Raw genomic sequence first — 21,106 nt, forward strand, 5'->3', positions numbered from 1 at the left:
CGGGTCGAGCCGGGGCGCTCCGCGGGGGGCGGGCCGGAAAGCTCCGTGGTCCCGGAGCCGGGGATGCCCGCTGGGCTTGCGGCGGGCAGGTTCGCGGGGCTCGAGTCCGCAGTGTCCGCCGGGTTCACGCCGGGCAGGTTCGCGGGGCTCGAGTCCGCGGTGTCCGCCGGGTTCACGCCGGGCAGGTTCGCGGGGCTCGAGTCCGCGGTGTTCGCGTCGGGGGAGTTCGCGGGGTTGGAATCCGAGGAGTTCTTGGGGTTCGAAGACGTCATGGCCGTGGGTTCCTCACCGTTCGTCGTGGTCGTGGCCGCCGTACGCGGCGTCTTCGAGTTCGCTCAGGACCTGTTCCTCCACCAGTTCCGCCAGGGCGGCGACGGTGCGGGAGACCAGGACGTCGCGGGGCGTGAGCGTGACGCCGAACGCGTCGTTGGCGCGGGAGGCGATGAGCAGGGCGCGCATGGAGTCGCCGCCCAGCAGGAGGTAGTCGTCCTCGGCGCCCACGGCCGTCTGGAGGGTCTCCTCCCAGATGGCCGCCAGGGCCTCCTCGGTGGGCGTGCGCGGTGCCACGTACTCGGCCCGTGCCTGCTCGACGGCCGGTTCCGGCGCGGGCAGGGCGGCCCGGTCGGTCTTGCCGTTCTCGGTGAGCGGGAAGCGGTCGAGCACCACGAACGCCGAGGGCACCATGTAACCCGGCAGCGAGCGGGCGGCCGACGCGCGCAGCTCGGCGCCGGTGGGCGGCTCGGCGCCGGGGGCCGTGAGCAGGTGGGCGACCAGGCGCGGCAGGCCCGGTTCGTCCTCGCGCACGGTCACCACGGCGTCCAGCACGGCCGGGTGACGCACCAGCATGGCCTCGATCTCGCCCGCCTCGATGCGGTGGCCGCGCAGCTTGAGCTGGTGGTCGGTGCGGCCCAGGTAGTGCAGTTCGCCGTGGGCGTCGCGGCGTACCAGGTCGCCTGTGCGGTACATGCGGGTGCCGGGCGGTCCGAACGGGTCGGCGGTGAAGCGGGCCGCTGTCAGGCCGGGGCGGCCCAGGTAGCCGCGGGCCAGGGCGGGTCCGCTCAGCCACAGTTCGCCGGGGACGCCGTCGGGGACCGGCCGCCGCCGGGCGTCGAGGACATAGGCGCCGGTGGCGGGCAGCGGGCGGCCGATGGGCGGTGCGGTGCCGTCCGGTTCCAGGGGCGCGGACCAGGTGGCGACGACGGTCGCCTCGGTGGGGCCGTAGGAGTTGACCATGCGGTGGTGCGGGGCCCAGCGGGCGACGAGTTCGGCACCGCACGCGTCGGCGCCCACGATGAGCGTCTTCAGGTCCGGCAGGGTGCCGGGCGTGTCGGCCGGCAGGGTGGCGAGCGCGGCCGGCGGCAGCAGGGTGTGGGTGATGCGCTCGGCGCGCAGCACGCCGGCCAGTTCGGCGCCGAGCAGCGGGCCGGGCGCGGGCACCACCAGGCGGGCACCGTGCGGCAGGGACGCGCACAGCTCCAGTACGGACGCGTCGAAGCTGGGTGTGGCGAAGGCCAGCACCCGGTCGCCCGGGGCCACTTGGTAGTGGGCGGCCTCGGCGGCGGAGAACGCGGCGAGCCCGCGGTGGGTGACGACGACGCCCTTGGGGGTGCCGGTGGATCCGGAGGTGTAGATGACGTAGGCCGGATCGTCCGGGTCGAGCGGGCGGCTGCGGTCGGCGTCGCTGAGCCGGTGCCCGGGGACGTCGTCCGGAGGTGCGGTGAGCAGGTCCCCGATCTCCTTGGCGTCGAGGGTGAGGGCGGGCGCGGCATCGCGCAGCATCAGCGCGATCCGCTCCTCCGGGTAGCCGGGGTCGACCGGCAGGAAGGCCGCACCGGTCTTCGCCACCGCCAGTTGGGCCAGCACCATGTCCGCGGAGCGCGGCAGGACCAGCGCGACGAGGGTGCCGGGTCCCGCGCCCCGGGCGATGAGCCGGTGCGCGAGGCGGTTGGCCCGCTCCTCCGCCTCCGCGAAGGACAGCAGCCGGTCCGGGGCCCCGAGCGCCGGTGCGGTGGGCCACCGGTCCACGGCCGCCTCGACGAGGGCGGGCAGGGTGGCCGGGGACACCGGGCCGAGATCCGGGCGGACCGGTCCGCGCAGCAACCGGGCCCGGTCGGCGGGCGGCAGGACGTCGAGGTCGTCCAGGCGAGCCGTGCCGTCAGAGGCGGCCAGCGCGTGCAGGGTGTGCAGCAGGTGCCGGGCCAGGGAGCCGGCGGTGGCCGCGTCGAAGTACCGGGGGTCGTAGCCGAGTTCGACGGCGAGCCGGTCCCCGGGTGAGACGACCACGGTGAGGGGGTAGTTGGTGGCCTCCCGGGCGTCCAGCTCGCGGACCGTGAGGCCGTGCGCGCCGGCCGTGGCGTCACCGACCGGGTAGTTCTCGAACACCACCAGGCTGTCGAACAGGGCGGTGCCCGCAGGCACCCCGCTGAGGCCGTGCAGTCGGTTCAGGGGCAGGTGGTCGAAGCGGCGGTCCTCGGCCCGCGCGTCCTGCAACTGCCGCAGCCAGCTGCCGCAGGGGGCGGCGCCGTCGACGCCGACGCGGGCGGGCAGGGTGGTGATGAAGAGTCCGGTGATCGTGTCGGCGCCGGGCAGATCGGCGGGGCGGCCGGAGACGGTGGTGCCGAAGCACACCTCGTGCTCCCCGCTCCAGCGCGCCAGCAGCAGGGCCCAGGCGCCCTGCACCACGGTGTTCAGGGTGAGCCGGTGGCGGCGGGCGAACTCCTGGAGTCCTCGCGTCGCGTCGGCGTCGAGCCGCTGGGACAGCCAGGTGCCGGAGCGGGCCGTGCTGCCCGGGGCGGGCCTGCGGTCGTAGGGCAGCGGGGTCGGGGCGGTCAGGTCGGCCAGGACACCGCGCCAGTGCTGCTCCGCCCGGCCGGTGTCCCGGGCGGCGAGCCAGGCCGCGTAGTCCGCGAACGGCCTGCGCTCGGGCAGCCGCGGCCGCTCGCCGCGGGCGAGCGCGGCATGCGCGGCCATGACGTCGGACAGGACGTGGAAGACGCTCCATCCGTCGAGCAGGACGTGGTGGAAGGTCCACACCACGCGTACGGCGTCGGGCCCGAGGCGGACCAGGGCGAGCCGCGTCAGCGGGGCGCGGTCCAGGTCGATGCCCCGGGCCCGCTCCCCGGCGAGCAGCCGCTCCAGTTCCGTCGCGCGCCGGTCGGCGGGCAGTTCGCTCCAGTCGTGCTCGGTGACCGGCAACGCCGCGTTCCGGTGCACGAGTTGCAGCGGCACGGGTACGTCGTGCAGGGCCACGGAGGTGCGCAGGACGGGGGTGCGGTCGACGACGTGCTGCCAGGCGGCGGCCTGCGAGCGGATGTCGCCGGCGCCGTCCACGACGAAGGTGATCTGCTCGACGTACAGACCGTGGGCGGCGTCGTCCAGGCCGTGGACGACCATGCCGGTCTGGGTGGGCGTGAGCGGGTACACGTCCACCACGTCCGCGCCGGTGCCGGCGAGCCGGTCGACGGCCGCCTGGTCCAGGGGGGCCAGCGGGAAGTCGGACGGGGTCCGGCCGCCGGCGCCGGGCTCGGCGCAGTGCCGGATGATCGCGCGCAGCTCGTCGGTCAGTTCGGCCGCGAGCCGGGCGATGGTCTCCTGCCGGTGCGTCTCGCGGGAGTAGGACCAGGTGAAGCGCAGTTCTCCGCCGGTCACGTGCCCGAGCACGTCGAGCGGGTGCGGCCGGTCGGCCGAGCGGTCCATGCCGCCGGTGAGGCCGCCGTGGGGCGCGTGCAGCAGGCCGCCGGGCGGGGTGTTGCCGTCCTGCCGGCCCAGGTAGTTGAAGCAGATCTGCGGCAGGGCCGGCAGGTCGGGGTGGTCGGTGGGGTGCAGGAAGCGCAGCGCGCCGTAGCCCAGCCCGCCGCGTGGTACGGCGCGCAGGTTCTCCTTGACGGCCTTCAGGACGGTGCCGGTGTCCGCGTCCCGGGGCACGTCCAGCGCGACCGGGTACAGGGTGGTGAACCAGCCGACGGTGCGGGCGAGGTCGACGCCGTCGAACAGTTCCTCGCGGCCGTGGCCCTCCAGGGTCACCGCCACCCGGTCCCGGCCGGTCCAGCGGGCCAGGACCCGGCCGAGCGCGCACAGCAGCACGTCGTTGACGCGGGTGCGGTAGGCGTCCGGGACGTCCTGGAGCAGTCGGCGGGTGTCCTCGGCGTCGAGGCCGGCCGTCACGCTCTCCTCGACGGCGGCGGTGCCGGCCCCGCCGGCGTGGTCGGTGGGCAGGGAGACATCGGTGCCGAGGCCCTGCCAGTGGGCGCGTTCACCGTCGAAGCCGCCGGCCGCGGTGTGGGCGGCGAGCCGCTGGGCCCAGGCCCGGAAGGAGGTGCTCTTGGGGCCGAGGTCCGGCCGGTTCCCGTCCCGCAGGGCCCGGTAGGCGGTGTCCAGGTCATCCAGGACCAGCCGCCAGGACACCGCGTCCACGACCAGGTGGTGCGCGGCGAGCACCAGCACCGGCCGGCCGCCGTCGCCGGGGTGGCACAGCGCGGCCCGCAGCAGCGGCCCGGTGACCAGGTCGAAGCCTGCGGCGAGGGCGTCGGCCACCTCGTGCGGCCGGGCGGTGTGGTGGACCTCCAGGTGCGGGACGTCGCCGGGTGCGGTGCCGTACTGCCGCCACCGCCCGTCCCCGGCCGGTTCGAAGCGCAGGCGCAGCGCGTCGTGGTGTTCCAGGACGACGGCCAGGGCGGCCCGCAGCAGTGCCTCGTCGGTGTCCGCCGCCAGCTGGTAGGAGACCGCCTGGCTGAAGTGGGCCGGGTCGCCGGTGAGGGTGTGGAGCAGCCAGTGCTGTACGGGGGTGAGGGGGACGTCACCGGCCACCGGCCCCTGTTCGGCGACGATGGCGGCCGCGGGGACGGGCGACTCCTCGGCCGCGGCGGCGAGTTCGGCGAGGGTCTGGTGGGTGAACAGGTGCCGGGGGGTGATGGCGAGACCGGCGCGGCGGGCGGCGGAGACGATCTGGATGCCCAGGACGGAGTCGCCGCCGAGGGTGAAGTAGTTGTCGTCCGCGCCGACTTGGGGCACGCCGAGCACCTCGGACCAGATCGCCGCGAGTGTCTGCTCCGCCGGAGTGCTCGGCGGACGGCTGCCGGCGGACGCCGGGACCGCCCAGACGGGCTCGGGCAGCGCCCGCCGGTCCAGCTTGCCGGTGGCGCCGAGCGGCAGCCGCTCCAACGGCACGACCAGGGCGGGGACCAGGTGGTCGGGGACGCTTCGGGCGAGGAAGGCGCGCAGTTCGGCCGGGTCCGGCAGGGCGGCCGCGCGGGGTACCGCGTACCCGACGAGCCGGCGGTGGCCGTCGTGCTCCACCACCCGGGCCGCTGCCGCCGCCACGGCCGGGTGCCGGGCCAGCGCGGCCTCCACCTCGCCGAGTTCGATGCGGAAGCCGCGGACCTTCACCTGGTCGTCGCCGCGGCCGAGGTAGAGCAGGTCGCCGTCGGCCGTCCAGCGCACCAGGTCACCGGTGCGGTACATACGGCCGCCGGGCGGCCCGAAGGGGTCGGGCAGGAATCGGGACGCGGTCAGTCCGGGCCGGCGCAGATAGCCGCGGGCCACGCCGGTGCCGGCGAGGAACAGCTCGCCGGGCGCGCCGACGGGCACCGGGCGCATCCGGTCGTCCAGGACGTAGGCCCGGGCGCCGCCGGCCGGCCGGCCGATCGGCGGGTCACGGTCGGGGTCGGCGGGGTCGCAGGTGAAGGCGGTGGCGTAGACGGTGGCCTCGGTGGGGCCGTAGATGTTGCGCACCTGGCAGCCGGGGATCGCCGCGCGCACCTGGCGGACGGTGCGGGCGGGCAGCCCCTCGCCCGCCAGTACCACCGTGTCCGCGGTGACGTGCACGGCGTCCTCCGCCAGGACCCGGTCCAGGGCGGAGGGAACCGCGCTGAGCAGTCCGGCCCGCCAGGGCCCGGGGCGCTCGGCCAGGGCCAGCAGGTCGCGGACCACCTCCACGCGGCCGCCGGACAGCAGCGGCGAGAAGATCTCGAAGACGGACACGTCGAAGTTGAGCGAGGTGGAGGCCACCACGTGCTCCAGTCCGCGGCCGGTGAACTCGGCCGCGGCCCAGTCGGTCAGGGCCAGCACCGACGCGTGACCGACGACGACGCCCTTGGGGCGGCCGGTGGAGCCGGAGGTGTGGATGACGTAGGCGGGATGCTCCGGCAGCAGGGTGCCGTGCCGCTCGTCGTCACCGATCGGGGCGCCCGAGGCGGTGGCACGGCGCGGGTCGTCCAGCAGGATCCGGGTGAACGGGCCCGCGGGCAGCCGCCCGGCGGTGTCCGCGGTGGTGATCACGGCGCCCGGCCGTACGTCCTCGAAGAGGAACGCGACGCGTTCGGCCGGGTACCCGGGATCCACCGGCAGGTAGGCGGCGCCGCTCTTGAGCACCGCGAGGAGCGCCACGATCAGGTCGGCGGTGCGGGGCAGGGCGAGCGCGACGAAGCGCTCCGGTCCCGCGCCGGCGGCGAGGAGCAGGCGGGCCAGCCGGTTGGACCGCTCGTCGAGTTCACGGTAGGTGAGGCGCTCCTCGCCGGCCAGGACGGCCAGGGCGTCGGGGGTGCGCGCGGCCTGCCTCGCGAACGCCCCGGGCAGGGTGTCGTGCGGCGCCCGGACCTTCGCGCCGCCGAACCGGTCGAGGAGGGCACGTCCCTGACGGGGTCCCTGGAGCGGGAGGTCGGCCAGGGTGCGGTCCGGGTCGGTGGCCATCTCCGTCAGGAGCGTGCGCAGGCTCTCCCCGAGCCCTTCCACGGTCGCCGTGTCGAAGACGGCCGGATCGTGGTCGAGGCTGACGGCCAGGGTGTCCCCGGGAGCGACGACCACGCTCAGCGGGTAGTTGGTGGGCTCCAGGTCCCGTTCCGTCTCCATGGCCAGCCCGTGCCGGGCCAGCGCGCCCTCGTCGAACGGGTAGTTCTCGAAGACCACGATGGAGTCGAACAGGCTGGTGCCGCCGGGCACCTCGCTCCAGGACTGCAACTGGGCCAGCGAGACGAAGTCGTGGCGGCGGGCCTCCGACTGGGTGGCCTGCAGCTCGCGCAGCCAGTCCAGCAGCGGGCGCCGGCCGTCGACGCGGGCCCGGGTGGGCAGGGTGTTGATGAACAGGCCGACCATGGAGGTCACGCCCGGCAGTTCGGCGGGCCGGCCGGAGACGGTGGTGCCGAACACCACGTCGTCACCGCCGCCGTAGCGGGAGAGCAGCAGCGCCCACGCGCCCTGCAGGATGGTGTTGAGGGTCAGGCCCGCCCGCTGGGCCGTCTCTCGCAGCCGCCCCGAAACGGCGGCGTCGAGGGTCATCCGTACCGACCCGGAGGAGGAGCTGTGGTGGGCCTCGGCCGGCCGCCGGTCCCTCGGCAGCCCGGTCGGGGCGGCGAATCCGGCGAGGGTCTCGCGCCAGAACCGTTCGGCCCGGCCGGTGTCCTGCCCGGCCAGCCAGCGGAGGTAGTCGCCGAAGGGCCGGCGCTCCGGCACCCGCGGGCGGCGTCCCGCGGTCAGCGCCGCGTACCGCTCGCAGACCTCGTCGAAGACCTGGGCCGCGCTCCAGCCGTCGAGCAGGACGTGGTGGAAGGTCCACAGCAGGCGTACGCGGTCCGGCGCGAGCCGGATCAGCGTCAGCCGCATCAGGGGTGCCGTCCCCAGGTCGAGGCCGGCCTGCCGGTCCTCGGCGATCAGCCGGTCCAGTGCGCGTGCGCAACGGTCGGCGGGCCATCCGGTCCAGTCGTGGTGGATGACGGGCACGGTGGCCCGGTGCGGTACGACCTGGACCGGTTCGGGGGTCTCCTGCCACACCAGCCGGGTCCGCAGGACCGGGTTGGCGTCCACGGTCTGCTGCCATGCCGCGGCGAGGGTGTGCGGGTCGGTGACGCCGGACAGCACCAGCTGCACCTGGTTGACGTAGGTGCGGCCGCCGGGGTCGAGCAGGCTGTGGAAGAGCATGCCCGCCTGCATCGGTGTCAGCGGGTGGATGTCGGCGACGTCGTGTCCGTTCCCGGCGACGCGGTCCACCGCGGCCTGGTCCAGCCGGGCCAGCGGGAAGTCGGACGGGGTACGGCCGCCCGCGCCCGGTCGGGCGCAGTGGGCGACGATGTCCTGGAGCGCCCGCAGCATGCCCTCGGCGAGGGCGGTGACGGTGTCCTCGCGGTGCCGTCCGCTGCTGTGGTACCAGGTGATCTCCAGCCGGTCGTCCTCGACGCGGGCCACGACGTCCAGCAGGTGTGCCCGTTCGGTGCCGGGTGCCTCAGCGCCGCCCAGTCCGCCGGGTACCGCGCCGACCAGGGTGCCGCCGTCGGCGGACCAGTCGAACCGGCCCAGGTAGTTGAAGCTGATGCCGGGCGCCGGGGCCGCCGCGAGCCGTTCGTCGCGGGCGAGGTGACGCAGGGCGCCGTGGCCGAGGCCCCGGTCCGGTACGGCCCTCAGCTGCTCCTTCACGGACTTCAGCGCGGTCCCCCAGTCCCCCGACGGGACCGTGAGGGCGACCGGGAAGAGAGAGGTGAACCAGCCGACCGTGCGGGACAGGTCGACGTCCTGGAACAGCTGGTCCTCGCGGCCGTGCCCCTCCAGGGCGACGGCGACGGTGTCGCGTCCGGTCCAGTCGGCGAGCACCCGGCCCAGCGCGGTGAGCAGCACGTCGTCGATGCGGGTGCGGTAGACGCCGGGGACCGTGCGCAGAAGGCGGCCGGTGCGCTCCCGGTCCAGCCGCACCGTGACCTCGCGGACGTCGGCGGTGGTGTTGCCGCCGTCGCCGTCCACCGGCAGCGGCACGGCGCAGTGCCGGGCGGCGGCCTCCCAGTACGCGCCCTGCTCCGCGAAACCGCCGTCGTCGGTGTGGGCGCGCAGCCGGCGGGCCCATTCCCGGACGGAGGTGGTACGGGCGGGCAGGCGTACCGGCTGTCCCGTCACGGCCTGCCGGTAGGCGGTCTCCAGGTCCTCCAGCATGATGCGCCAGGAGACGCCGTCGACCACCAGGTGGTGCACGGCCAGCAGCAGCCGGGCGGGCCGGGGGCCGTCGGTGGTGAACAGACGGGCGGTGAGCAGGGGGCCCGCGTCGAGGCGGAACCCGGCGTGCGCCGCCGCCGTGAGGCGGGCCTCGGTCTCCTCGGCGCACGCGGCGTCGAGGTGGCGGACCTCCAGCAGCTCGGGTACGGGGGCGTCCGCGGCGGCGACGTACTGGTGCCAGGTGCCGTCGTCCGCCGGGACGAACCGGGCACGCAGGGCGTCGTGCTGGGTCCACAGGGCGGTGAGGGCCCGGCGCAGGGCGTCCGGGTCGACGGCGCCCGGTGCCTCGACGACGACGGACTGGTTGAAGAATCCGGCGTGCGGCGGCCGGGGGTCGAGGAACCAGTGCTGGATCGGGGTGAGCGGGGCTTCACCGCTGACCGGTTCGGTGCCGACGACGGACGCGGCGGTGCCGCCGGCGGCGGCCAGCTCGGCCACCGTGGGACGGCGGAAGAGATCGCGGGGGGTGAGGGCGAGGCCCGCCGCCCGGGCGCGGGAGACGACCTGGATGCTGAGGATGGAGTCGCCGCCCAGCATGAAGAAGTTGTCGTCGACGCCGACGCGTTCCAGGCCGAGCAGCTCGGCCCAGATCCCGGCGAGGACGCGTTCGGCCTCGGTGCGCGGGGCGCGGTGGGCACGGTCGCCGCCCGCCGACCAGTCGGGGGCGGGCAGCCGCCGCCGGTCGACCTTGCCGTTGGCCGTCAGCGGCAGCTCCGGCACCGCGACGAAGGCGGCGGGCAGCATGTAGTCGGGCAGGTCGGCCGCCAGGTGGGCGCGCAGCTCGGTGCCGGACGGCACGGCGGCGCCGTCGGCCGGTACGAGATGGGCCGCCAGGCGTTTGCGCCCGGTGTCCTCGTACAGGGACACGACCGCCTCGGCGACGGCGGGGTGGGCGGTCAGCCGGGCCTCGATCTCGGCGGGTTCGACACGGAAGCCGCGGATCTTGATCTGGTCGTCGGCGCGGCCCACGAAGTGCAGCTCACCGTCGGCGCTCCAGCGCACGATGTCGCCGGTGCGGTACATCCGGCCGCCGGGCGGTCCGAACGGATCGGCGACATAACGGGCCGCACTCGCTCCCGGCCGCCCCGCGTACCCCCGGGCCACACCGGCACCGGCGATGTACAACTCGCCCGGAATGCCGGGTGGTTGGGGCTGGAGGGCTGCGTCGAGGACGTACACGCGGGTGTTGTCCAGCGGCCGTCCGATGGGCAGCACGGCGGGCAGCGGGTCGCCGGAGCGGAAGACGCGCCGGGTGGCGAAGGTGGTGGTCTCGGTGGGGCCGTAGCCGTCGACGACGGTGAGGCCGGGGCAGGCGTCCAGGACGCGGCGTACGACCGCGCCGGGCACGGCCTCGCCGCCCGTCCACACCTCGCGGGCCCCGCGCAGGCAGGTGGGGTCCTCCTGGGCGAGGAGGCGGAACAGACCGGCGGTCAGCCACAGGCAGCTCACCCGCTGCTCCGTGACGGCGTGGCGGACCGCGGCGGCGTCCAGGTCGGCCGGCGGGGCCAGGACCGCCGTGCCGCCGCGCAGCAGCGGCACCCACACCTCGTAGGTGGCGGCGTCGAAGGCGTGCGGGGAGTGTACGAGGACCCGGTCGTGGCCGGTGAAGGCACGGTCGAGGGCGAGCGCGACGACGTCCCGCTGGCGTACGGCCACCCCCTTGGGGGCGCCGGTGGAGCCGGAAGTGAACATCAGGTACTGGACGTTGTCCGGGTGCACCGGCCAGGCAGCCTGGGAGCCGCCGCCCGCCGGAACGACCGTGCCGTCCGGCCACGGGCCACCTTCACCGGACCACCGCTCCGCGCCGTCGGCTTGCCGCAGGCCACCGTCCCCGTGCGGCAAGACGCCGTCACCGTGCGGCAAGACGCCGTCGCCATGCAGCAGGCCACCGTCATCGAGCCCACGGCCGCCATCTCCATGCAGCAGGCCACCGCCCCCGTGCCCAGGGCCACCGTCGCCATGTCCCGGGCCGCCGTCATCGAGCCCACGGCCGCCGTCCCCATGCCCAGGGCCACCGTCACCGTGCAGCAGGCCACCGCCCCCGTGCCCCGGGCCGCCGTCGCCATGCAGCAGGCCACCGTCCCCCTGCCCAGGGCCGCCGTCAGCGTGCCGCAGGCCACTGTCATCGAGCCCCCGGCCGCCGTCACCGTGCGTCCGGGCGCCATCACCCAGCCCCAGGCGGCCGTCGCCGGGCCGTAGGTCGTCGTCGTCCAGGCGTAGGACGCCGTCGCCGGGGAGCACGTCGTGGGCGGTCTCCTCCCAGGCGGGGTCGGTGAGCAGCAGGGCGGCTCCGGCCTCGGCGAGCATCCGGCGCAGCCGCTCGCGCGGTGCCCTGCCGTCCAGCGGCACGTAGACGCCGCCGGTGCGCGCCAGCGCCAGCTGGGCGACGATCAGCGTCACGGAACGGTCCATCAGCACGCCCACCGGGCGTTCCGCCCGCACCCCGAGTGCGGCGAGGCGGTCCGCCAGCCCCGCGGCCATCAGGTCGAGTTCGCCGTAGGTGACGCGCAGGTCGCCGGCTTCCAGCGCCACGGCGCCGGGGGCACGCCGGACCTGTGCGGCGAAGAGGTCAGCGACCGTGGCCGGGGGCAGGCCGGTCGCCGTGTCGTTCCAGGTGTGCAGCACCTGCCGGCGGCGCTCGGGCGTCAGCAACGGCAGCCGCGCGGGCGGCCGTTCGGCCCCGGTGACCATGCCCTCCAGCAGGACGGTGAGGTACTCGGCCAGCCGCCGCACGGTGGCGGCGTCGAACAGCTCCGGGTCGTAGCCCAGCCGCAGGGCCAGTTCGGCACCCGGGTAGGCGACCAGGCTCAGCGGGTAGTTGGTGGTCTCGATGCCGTCGAGGTCACTCAGGCGCAGCCCGTGCGCGGCGGCCAGGCCGTCGTCCACCGGGTAGTTCTCGAAGACGACGATGCTGTCGAACAGGCCGACGCGTTCCGGGAGTCCGGTGAACGACCGCATCCGGGTGAGGGCCACCTGGTCGAAGCGCCGGTCCTCGCTCTGGTCCTGCTGCAGCAGCCGCAGCCAGTCGCGCAGGGTGCCGTCGGACGGGACCGTGACCCGGGTCGGCAGGGTGGCGATGAACAGCCCGGTCATGGACTCGGCGCCGGGCAGCTCGGGCGGCCGCCCGGAGACGGTGGTGCCGAAGACGACTTCGTCCCGGCCCGCCTGCCGGCCCAGCAGCAGCGCCCAGGCGCCCTGCACCAGGGTGTTCAGGGTGATTCCGCAGGTCCGGGCGAGGTCCTCCAGCGCACGGGTGGTGGCCGCGGGCATCGTGACCCGTACCGCCTGGGTGGACTCGGCGCGGTGGGTCTCGCGCGGTTCGTGGTCGTAGGGCAGCGGCGTGGCCTCGGTCAGCCCGGCCAGGCGCCGGCGCCAGTGCCCTTCGGCCTCGGCCCGGTCGCGGGAGCGCAGCCAGGCCACGTAGTCCCGGTAGGGGCGTCGGTCCGGCAGGGCGTCCGGGCCGGCCCCGCCGTGGGCGGCGAAGACGTCCGAGAGCACCTGGAACAGGCTCCAGCCGTCGAGGACCAGGTGGTGGAAGGACCAGACCACGCGCACGGCGGTGTCGGAGACCCGGGCGAGCACGAGCCGCTGCAGCGGGGCCCGTGCCAGGTCGATGCCCGCCGCGCGGTCCCGGTCGAGCAGTTCGTCCAGCCGGCCGGCGCGCTGCTCCTCCGTCAGGCCGCGCCAGTCGAGGTGGGTGACGGGCACGGCGGTGTGGCGCTGGACCACGAACAGCGGCTCGGGTACGTCCTGCCAGACGACCCGGCCGCGCAGGACCGCCGTGCGGTCCGTCACCCGCTGCCAGGCGGCGGCGAGGGCCTCCGCGTCGGGGGTGCCGTCGAGGACGAACGTCAGCTGCTGGAAGTAGACGCCGCGGTCGTCCTGCGAGAGGCCGTGGAAGAGCATGCCGGCCTGGGTCGGGGTCAGCGGCAGGACGTCCTCCACCGCCGCGGGGTCCTCCCCCGCGATCCGGTCCACGGCGGTCTGGTCGAGCCGGGCCAGCGGGAAGTCGGAGGGGGTGCGCCCGGCCGCGCCCGGCCGGGCGGCGTGCCGGGCGAGGTCCGCCAGCGCGTCGGCGTACCGTCCGGCCAGCGCCGCGACCGTGTCGTGCCGGTACCGCTGGTCGGAGTAGAACCAGCTGAACTCCAGCGCGTCACCGTCCAGCCGTCCCACGACCTCCAGGGGGTGCGGGCGCCGGGCCCGCGGGTCGGCGTCCAGTTCCAGCGGCCGGGCCGTGCCGCGGTACAGGCCGTCCGGTCCGTCGGACGACCCCATCCGCCCCAGGTAGTTGAAGCTGACGTGCGCGACCGGGGTGCGCGGCGCCGCGCCCGGTGCGGCCAGGTAGCGCAGGGCGTCGTGGCCCAGCCCGTGCCGGGGTACGGCCCGCAGCCGCTCCTTGACCTGCTTCAGTACGGTGTCCCAGCCGGCGTCGTCGGGGACGGCGAGGGCGACGGGGCACCGGGTGGTGAACCAGCCGACGGTGCGGCTGAGGTCGAGGTCGGCGAAGAGTTCCTCCCGGCCGTGTCCCTCGAGGTCCACCAGCACCCGGTCGCGTCCGCTCCAGCCGCACAGCGCCCGTCCGAGGGCGGCGAGCAGCACGTCATTGGCCTGGGTGCGGTAGGTGTCGGGCAGGGTGCGCAGCAGGACGGCGGTGTCCTCGGGGCTCAGCCGTACGGTGACCGCGCGGGCCGAGGCGTAGGTGTCGGCGCCGGTCAGATCGGCCGGGAGGGCCGGTTCCGTCTCCGGGAGCGCCCCGTTCCAGTACGCCGTCTCGTCGGCGAAACCGCCGTCGGCGACGTGGGCGGTGAGCCGGCGCGCCCAGTGCCGCAGCGCCGAGGACCTGGCGGGCAGCGCCGCCGCGCCGTCGTCGCCGCCGCGCCGGGCCCGGTAGGCGCGGTCGAGGTCCTCCAGGAGCAGCCGCCAGGACACCCCGTCGACGACCAGGTGGTGCACGGCGAGGTGCAGCAGGCGGGGGCGGCCGGGGCCGGGGTCGTGCAGCACGGCTCTCAGCAGCGGCCCCCGGGCCAGGTCGAACGGGCCGAAGTGGGGCGTGTCGGTGTGCGGGCCGGTGTGCCGGGCCAAGGGGACGCGGGCGGCCCGCTCGTCGATGTGCCAGCGGACCGCGCCGGAACCGTCGTCGGCGACGACGAAGCGGGAGCGCAGGGCGTCGTGGTGGGCGACCAGGTCGTTGACCGCGTCCTCCAGCGCCGCCGGGTCCAGGTCGTCGGGCACCCGGACCGACAGCGCCTGCGCGTAGTGGGCGGCTCGCTCGGCGGCGGTGTCGAACAGCCAGTGCTGGATGGGCGTGAGGGGGGCCTGTCCGGTGGCCTCCTCGGGGGCGGGGACCGTCGCCGCGGGGGTACCGGCGGCGGTCGCGCACCGGGCGAGGGCGGCGACGGTCTGGTGCTGGTAGACGTCCCGGGAGGTCAGTACCAGGCCCTCCTGCCGGGCCCGGGCCACCACCTGGATGCTCAGGATCGAGTCGCCGCCGAGCTCGAAGAAGTTGTCGTCGACGCCGACCCGTGACACGTGCAGTACGTCCGCCAGGATGGCGGCGAGGACGCGTTCGGCGGGCGTGCGGGGCGGGACATGGCGTACGGCGCGTACGGCGGGGCCCGGGTCGGGGAGCCGGCCGCGGTCGAGCTTGCCGTTGGGGTTGAGCGGCAGGGCGGCCAGCGGCACGACGGCCGCGGGGACCATGTAGTCGGGCAGCGTACGGCCGAGCGCCCGGCGCACGGCCTCCGGCTCCACCTGCTCACCGGGGACGGGGACGACGTAGCCGATCAGGCGCCGGTGACCGTCGCTCTCGGTGGCGGTGGCCGCCGCCTCCGCCACCCCCGGGCAGCCGCGCAGCGCCTCTTCCACCTCGCCCAGTTCGATGCGGAAGCCGCGCACCTTGACCTGCTGGTCGATCCGGCCGGCGTACTCCAGTTCACCGTCCGCGCGCCGGCGCGCCAGATCTCCGGTGCGGTACATGCGCTCGCCCGGAGCGCCGAACGGGTCGGCGACGAACCGGGTGGCGGTCAGGCCGGGGCGGTGCAGGTAGCCGCGGGCCAGGCCGGGGCCACCGAGATACAACTCGCCGGTGACGCCCGGAGGCTGGGGGCGCAGGGCGCGGTCGAGGACATAGGCTCTGGTGAGGGCCACCGGGCTGCCGATGGGCGGGGCCTGGTCCGGCACCCGGTCGCCGGCGAACCAGGCGGTGGCGTACACGGTGGCCTCGGTGGGGCCGTAGATGTTGGCGGTCTGGCACCCGGGCATGGCGGCGCGCAGGTCACGCAGCGTCTGCGCGGGCAGGGCCTCCCCGGCCAGGATGACCGTGTCCGCCGTCACGGGGGCCGTTCCCCCCGCGACGATCCGGGAGATCACGGACGGCACCCCGCTGACGAGCCCGACGCGCAGCGGGCCGCCCGGCGCGTCGGCGAGGGCCGGCAGGTCCGCGACCACTTCCACGCTGCCACCGGTGAGCAGGGGGCACAGCAGCTCGAAGACCGAGACGTCGAAGTTGAGGGAGGTGGACGCGATGACGTGCGCCAGCCGGTCGGGGCCGAACCGTTTCCCGGCCCAGGCGGCCAGGGCGGCGACGCCGCGGTGGGTGACCACGACACCCTTGGGGCGGCCGGTCGATCCGGAGGTGTAGATGACGTACGCCGGGTGGTCCGGGGTGAGCGGGCGGATCCGGTCGTCGTCGGTCAGATCGCTCTCGGGTGTTCCGGGGTCCGCGTGGTCCTCGAGGATCAGCGGGTCGCAGTCCTCGGGCAGGGCGGCCGCGGTCTCCCGGGTGGCGAGGACGAGAGCGGGACGGGCGTCGTCGAACATGAAGCGGACGCGGTCGCCCGGGTAGGCGGGGTCGACGGGAAGGTAGCCCGCGCCCGCCTTCAGTACCGCCCACAGCACGGGTACCAGGTCGGCGGAGCGCGGCAGGCACAGTGCGACCAGCGTCTCCGGGCCCGCGCCGCGGGCGACGAGCAGCCGGGCCAGGCGGTTGGCCCGCCGGTCGGTCTCGGCGTAGTCCAGCCGGTGGGGGCCGCAGCTGACGGCGGTCCGGTCGGGGGTGCGGGCCACCTGGGCCGCGAACAGTTCGGGCAGCGTGGTGTTCGCCGTGTCGCGGGCGCGCCGCGCGGGCGGGTTCCAGCTGTCGACCAGGGTGCGCTGTTCGTCGTCCGTGAGCATGGGCAGTTCGGCCAGCGTCCGGTTCGGGCCGTCGGCCATGCCCTCCAGCAGGTGGTGCAGGTGCCGGGAGATGCGGGCCGCGGTCGACGCCTCGAACAGGTCCGTGTTGAACTCGACGGTGAGCGTGCAGCCGCCGTCCGCGTCCGGCGCGAATTCCAGGACCAGGTCGAAGCGGGCGGCCGGGCGGGGCAGCGGATGGTCGGCGAAGCTCACCCCGCCGGCCCGCGACGGCAGGTCGGTGGTGGTCTGCTGGACGATGAGCGCCTGCACCAGCGGGGTACGGCTGGGGTCGCGGGGCGGCGCCAGTTCCTCCACCACCCGGTCGAACGGCAGCCCGTCGTGGGCGAAGGCGTCCAGCACGGTGGCGCGCATGCTCTCGACGAACCGGTCCACGGTCGCCTTCTCGTCCACGTCGCCGCGCAGGACCACGGTGTTGGCGAAGAAGCCGGTCACGTCCTCCAGGTCCCGGCGGCCCCGCCCGTTGGTGACGGTGCCGAAGGCCACGTCCCGCTGCCCCGAGTACCGGGAGAACAGCAGCGCGCCGGCGCCCGCGAACAGGGTGAACACCGTCGTGCCCCGTCCCTGGGCGAGGTGCCGCAGCCGGGCCACCAGGTCCGCGGGGAGGTGGTGCCGGTGAGCCGCGCCGGCGGTGGTGCGGACGGCGGGCCGGGGCCGGTCCGTGGGCAGTTCCAAGTGCTGGATGCCCGTCAGGTGCCGTCTCCAGTAGGCGAGGTCCTCCGCGTCCGTGCCGGTGGCCCGCTGCCGCTGCTCCCACACGGCGAAGTCGGTGTACTGCACGCTGGGGGCGGGCAGGCGGTCCGGTTCGCCGGTGGCCTCCGCCTGGTAGAGGGTGGTGAGTTCGCGGGTGAGGACGCCCACGGACCAGCCGTCGGTCACGATGTGGTGCTGCGCCAGGAGCAGCAGGTGGTCGTCGGCGGCGAGCCGGACGAGCAGGGCGCGGGTGAGCGGGCCGGCCGCCAGGTCGAAGGGGTGGCTCAGTTCGTCGGTGAGCAGCCGTTCGGCGGCCTCGGCACGGCGGGCCGCGGGTACGTCGCCGAGGTCGGCCGTGCGCAGCGGCAGGCGGGGCTCGGCCGCGACGCGTTGGACGCCCTCCCCGCCGACCGTGGTGAACGTGGTGCGCAGGGAGTCGTGGCGGGCGGCGAGGCGGTGCAGGGACCGGCGCAGTGCGTCCGTGTCCAGCGTGCCTCTCAGGCGCAGGGACACACCCGTGTTGTATTCGGTGCCGCCGGCGGTGAGGTCGTCGAGGAACCACAGCCGGCGCTGCGCGCTGGACAGCGGCAGGGTGCCCTCGCGCGGTGCGGGCGGGATCGGCTCGGGGGGCGCGGCGGCGGCCGGGTCGCCGAGCAGCGGGGCCAGGGCGGCGACCGTGCGCGCGGTGAAGACGTCCCGGACCGTCAGCCGGACGCCCAGGTCGTCCCGGATCCGGGCCAGGGTGCGGGCGGCGAGGATCGAGTCACCGCCCAGGTCGAGGAAGTCGTCGGCCGCGCCGACGGATTCGACGCCCAGGACGTCCGCCCAGATCGCGGCCACGGCTCGCTCCCGCGGGGTGCTCGGCGGCACATGACCGGCCGCGGGGGCGCGGTCGGGGGCGGGCAGGGCGCGCCGGTCGATCTTGTGCTGCGCGGTGAGCGGCAGCCGGTCCAGCACCACGACGGCGGACGGCACCATGTGGGCGGGCAGGGCGCCGGCCACCGCCGCGCGCAGGGCCGCCGGGTCGGGAACGTGCCGGGGCTCGGCGGGCGTGACGTAGCCGACGAGGCGCTGTCTGCCCGGCTCGTCCTCGCGGACGACGACCACGGCCTCGCCGACGCCGTCGGCCCGGCGCAGGGCCGCCTCGATCTCGCCGGGTTCGATCCGGAAGCCGCGGATCTTCACCTGCCGGTCGAGCCGGCCGAGGAACTCCAGTTCCCCGTCGGCGGTCCAACGGGCCCGGTCCCCCGTGCGGTAGAGGCGGTCGCCGGGCGTCCCGAAGGGGTCGGCGACGAAGCGGGTGGCGGTCAGGCCCGGCCGGTTCAGATAGCCGCGGGCGACCGCGTCACCGCCCACGAACAACTCACCGTCCGCGCCGGGCGGTACCGGACGCATCGCGGCGTCGAGGACGTACACCCGGGTGTGCGGCAGGGCGCCGCCGATCGTCGGTCTGCCGTGGCCGGCGGTGAGCGGTCCGGTCCAGGTGGCGACGATGGTTGCCTCGGTCGGGCCATAGGAGTTGATCATGCGGCGGCCGGGTGCCCAGCGGTCGACGAGCACGGCCGGGCAGGCCTCGGCCCCCACGATCAACGTGCGCAGCCGGCGGGCGGTGCCCTGCGCCGGGTCCGGGAGGGTGGCCAGGGCGGCCGGCGGGATGAGGGCGTGCGTGATCCGGTGGCCGTCCAGGACGGTGGCTAGCTCCTCGCCCAGCCACGGTCCGTCCGGCGGCACCACGAGCGTCGCGCCGGCCAGGACGGATATGAACAGCTCCAGGACGGAGGCGTCGAAGCTGGGCGAGGAGAACTGCAGTACGCGGTCGCCGGGGCCGACGGCGTACCGTTCGGCGGCGGCCGCCGTGAAACCGCCGATGCCGCGGTGGGTCACCGTCACACCCTTGGGGGTGCCGGTGGAACCGGACGTGTAGATCACGTAGGCCGCGTGGCCGGCACGCGCTGCCACGGTACCCTGCGGGGCGTTTCCGGTGTCGCCACCGCCGGTGATTTCGGCGTCGCCGGTGATTTCGGCGTCGCCGGTGATTTCGGCGTCGCCGGTGATTTCGGCGTCGCCGGTGATTTCGGCGTCGCCGGTGATTTCGGCGTCAGCGGTGATTTCGACGTCGGCGGTGATCGCGGTGTCGCCGGTGCCCTCGGCGCCCCGGGCGTCCTCGGTGCCCCCGATGTCCCGCGTGTCCGGGGTCTCCATCAGGTGGCGGGCCTGGCGCAGGTCGTCGAGGGTCACCGCCGGCCCGGCGTCGTCGAGCATCAGCGCCCGCCGCTCGGCGGGGTAGGCGGGGTCCACGGGCAGGAAGGCGGCGCCCGCCCGGGCCACGGCCAGTTCCGCCGCGATCAGCTCCATCGAGCGTGGCAGGACCAGTGCCACCACGCGGTCCGGTCCCGCCCCCCGGCGCACCAGATGACCGGCCAGCCGGTCGGCGCGCTCGGCCAGTTCCCGGTAGGTCCAGGTGCGCCGGCCGTCGGTGAGCGCCGGCGCGTCCGGGGTACGGGCCACCCACGCGGTGAACAGCTCGCCGAGCGTCGGCTGCGGCCGCGCCGGGACCACGGTGCTCTCCGGCGACCCGGCTGAGTGGCCGGACAGCGCCGCAGAGGAGGCCGAGGCGGGCTTGTCGTGCAGGTCCGTCATGGGAGAAGTCCTTCTGGAGAGCGGGACGATACGGCGCGAGACGGGGGGGAGAAGGCGGAGGCGTACGGCCCTCGTGAGCGGTGCGGCGGGGCCCGGGGCGGCCGTACCGCGGCCTGGCGCCGGTGCCGGGCAGCGGACGCCGGCGGGCAGCGGGCAGTGCGGTCCCCGCGGCGGCAACTCGGGGCGAGGCACCGGCGTCCGGCGGCGCGGCGAGCGGGCCACCGGGGCCGGCGACCGGACCGGGCGGCTCAGCCGTCGTCGGTGCGGCGTGCCGTGCGTCCGGATATCTGCACGCGGTCGATCCGGCCGGTGAGGGGGTCACGGTGGAAGCGTCCGCCGGGCTCCAGGCGGCCGGTGGCCGGGTCCACCAGATCGCACGACAGATCGTCGTGACAGACCAGGGGAAGGGGCAGGTCGCCGTCCACGGAAAGGGCCGGCGAGCCGTCCGGCCCCGCCGCCACCCGGTATACGACGTCCCCGTTGCGGTAGGTGCCCACGCAGTCGGGCAGGGCGACGCGACGGCCCCGGTCCCTCGGCCGGAGTCCGGCGGGCACCCGTATGCCGGCGAGCCGGGCCAGGTCGTCGGCGAGGTCGCGCCAGAGCGCGGTGGCACCGCCGGCGTTGCCGGTGAAGGCGACCACCGCGCCGCTCACGGGATCGGCCCGCAGATGGCAGGAGGTGCCCTGGGCGTTGCCGTCGTGACCGCACCACACGCGGTCGTCCTGCCGGTATAGCGCCAGTCCGGGTCCCCAGCCGTCGGCCAGCGCACCCGGCCGGGCGGCGCTCCCGGCGTGGCGCATCTCCTTGGCGATGGCGGGCGGCAGGACGTCCGAGCGGCCGACCAGGACACTGCCGAACGCGCCGAGGTCGTGGGCGCTCGCCAGCAGCGCGCCGGCGGGTGCCTCCAGCGGCGCCAGGTTCTGGGTGGCCGGACGGGTCCGGCCCGTGGCGGTGTTGACCGCGTGACCGGCGGCGACGGGGCGGTCGGCGGCGCTGTCGCCCAGGAACGCGGGCACCGTGCCGAGGGGTTCGAGGAGCAGCGCGCGGACCGCCTCGTGCCACGGCATGCCGGTGACCTCCTCCACCAGCCGTCCGGCGGCGACGTAGCCGGCATTGGAGTAGGAGAAGTCGGTCCCCGGCGCGAACAGCTGGTCGCGGGCGGTGCAGACGGCCGTGAGGTAGCGGGAACCGGTGGTCGCCGCGGCGGTGTCGGAGTCGGGTCCGGTGGGTAACCCGGCGGTGTGGCTAAGGAGATGACGGATCGTCACCTCGGGCAGCTCCCGCAGCTCCGGGAGTTGACCGGCGGCGGGCTCGTCCAGGTCCAGATCGCCGTCGTCGGCCAGGAGCAGCACCAGGGCCGCCGTGTAGGGCTTGGTGAGCGAGCCCAGGGGCACGGCCGTGTCGTCCGTGAACGGCGCGCCGGTCGTGACGTCGGCTGTGCCGGTGTGCAGCGCGATGAGGTCCGTGCCGGTGTCCAGGAGCAGTTGGGCGCCTGGCACGCGGTGCTGGTGGGCGAGCGCGTCGAGGCGGTCCTGCAGCTTCTGGCGCAGTGACGGGGAGGGTGCCTCGGAGCGGGCCGGAGCGGTGGGGACGGTGTACGGCATGAGAAGAG

At 75.6% G+C, this 21,106-nt stretch carries 2 protein-coding genes and 1 pseudogene; all 3 read right to left on the bottom strand.

Going from position 1 to position 21,106, the window contains the following annotated elements; all coding sequences use genetic code 11:
• Positions 1–272: pseudogene (locus AC07C1_RS33845) on the bottom strand (hypothetical protein); the annotation flags it as partial.
• Positions 273–285: 13 nt separating this feature from the next.
• Positions 286–19,494 (bottom strand): non-ribosomal peptide synthetase, encoded by a 19,209-nt coding sequence (locus AC07C1_RS33850; RefSeq protein WP_478945359.1) that lies wholly within the window; start codon positions 19,492–19,494, stop codon positions 286–288.
• Between the two features lie 248 nt (positions 19,495–19,742).
• The gene (locus AC07C1_RS33855; RefSeq protein ID WP_478945360.1) at positions 19,743–21,098 is read right to left on the bottom strand and encodes a serine hydrolase domain-containing protein; all 1,356 of its coding nucleotides are present in this window, start codon (positions 21,096–21,098) and stop codon (positions 19,743–19,745) included.
• Positions 21,099–21,106: the final 8 nt, after the last annotated feature.

The organism is Streptomyces sp. NPDC045022, from assembly GCF_056432605.1.

What these genes read in the sequence shown, in the direction of transcription:
- AC07C1_RS33850 (WP_478945359.1), bottom strand. Translation starts at nt 19,494, where the DNA reads ATGACGGACCTGCACGACAAGCCCGCCTCGGCCTCCTCTGCGGCGCTG.
- AC07C1_RS33855 (WP_478945360.1), bottom strand. Translation starts at nt 21,098, where the DNA reads ATGCCGTACACCGTCCCCACCGCTCCGGCCCGCTCCGAGGCACCCTCC.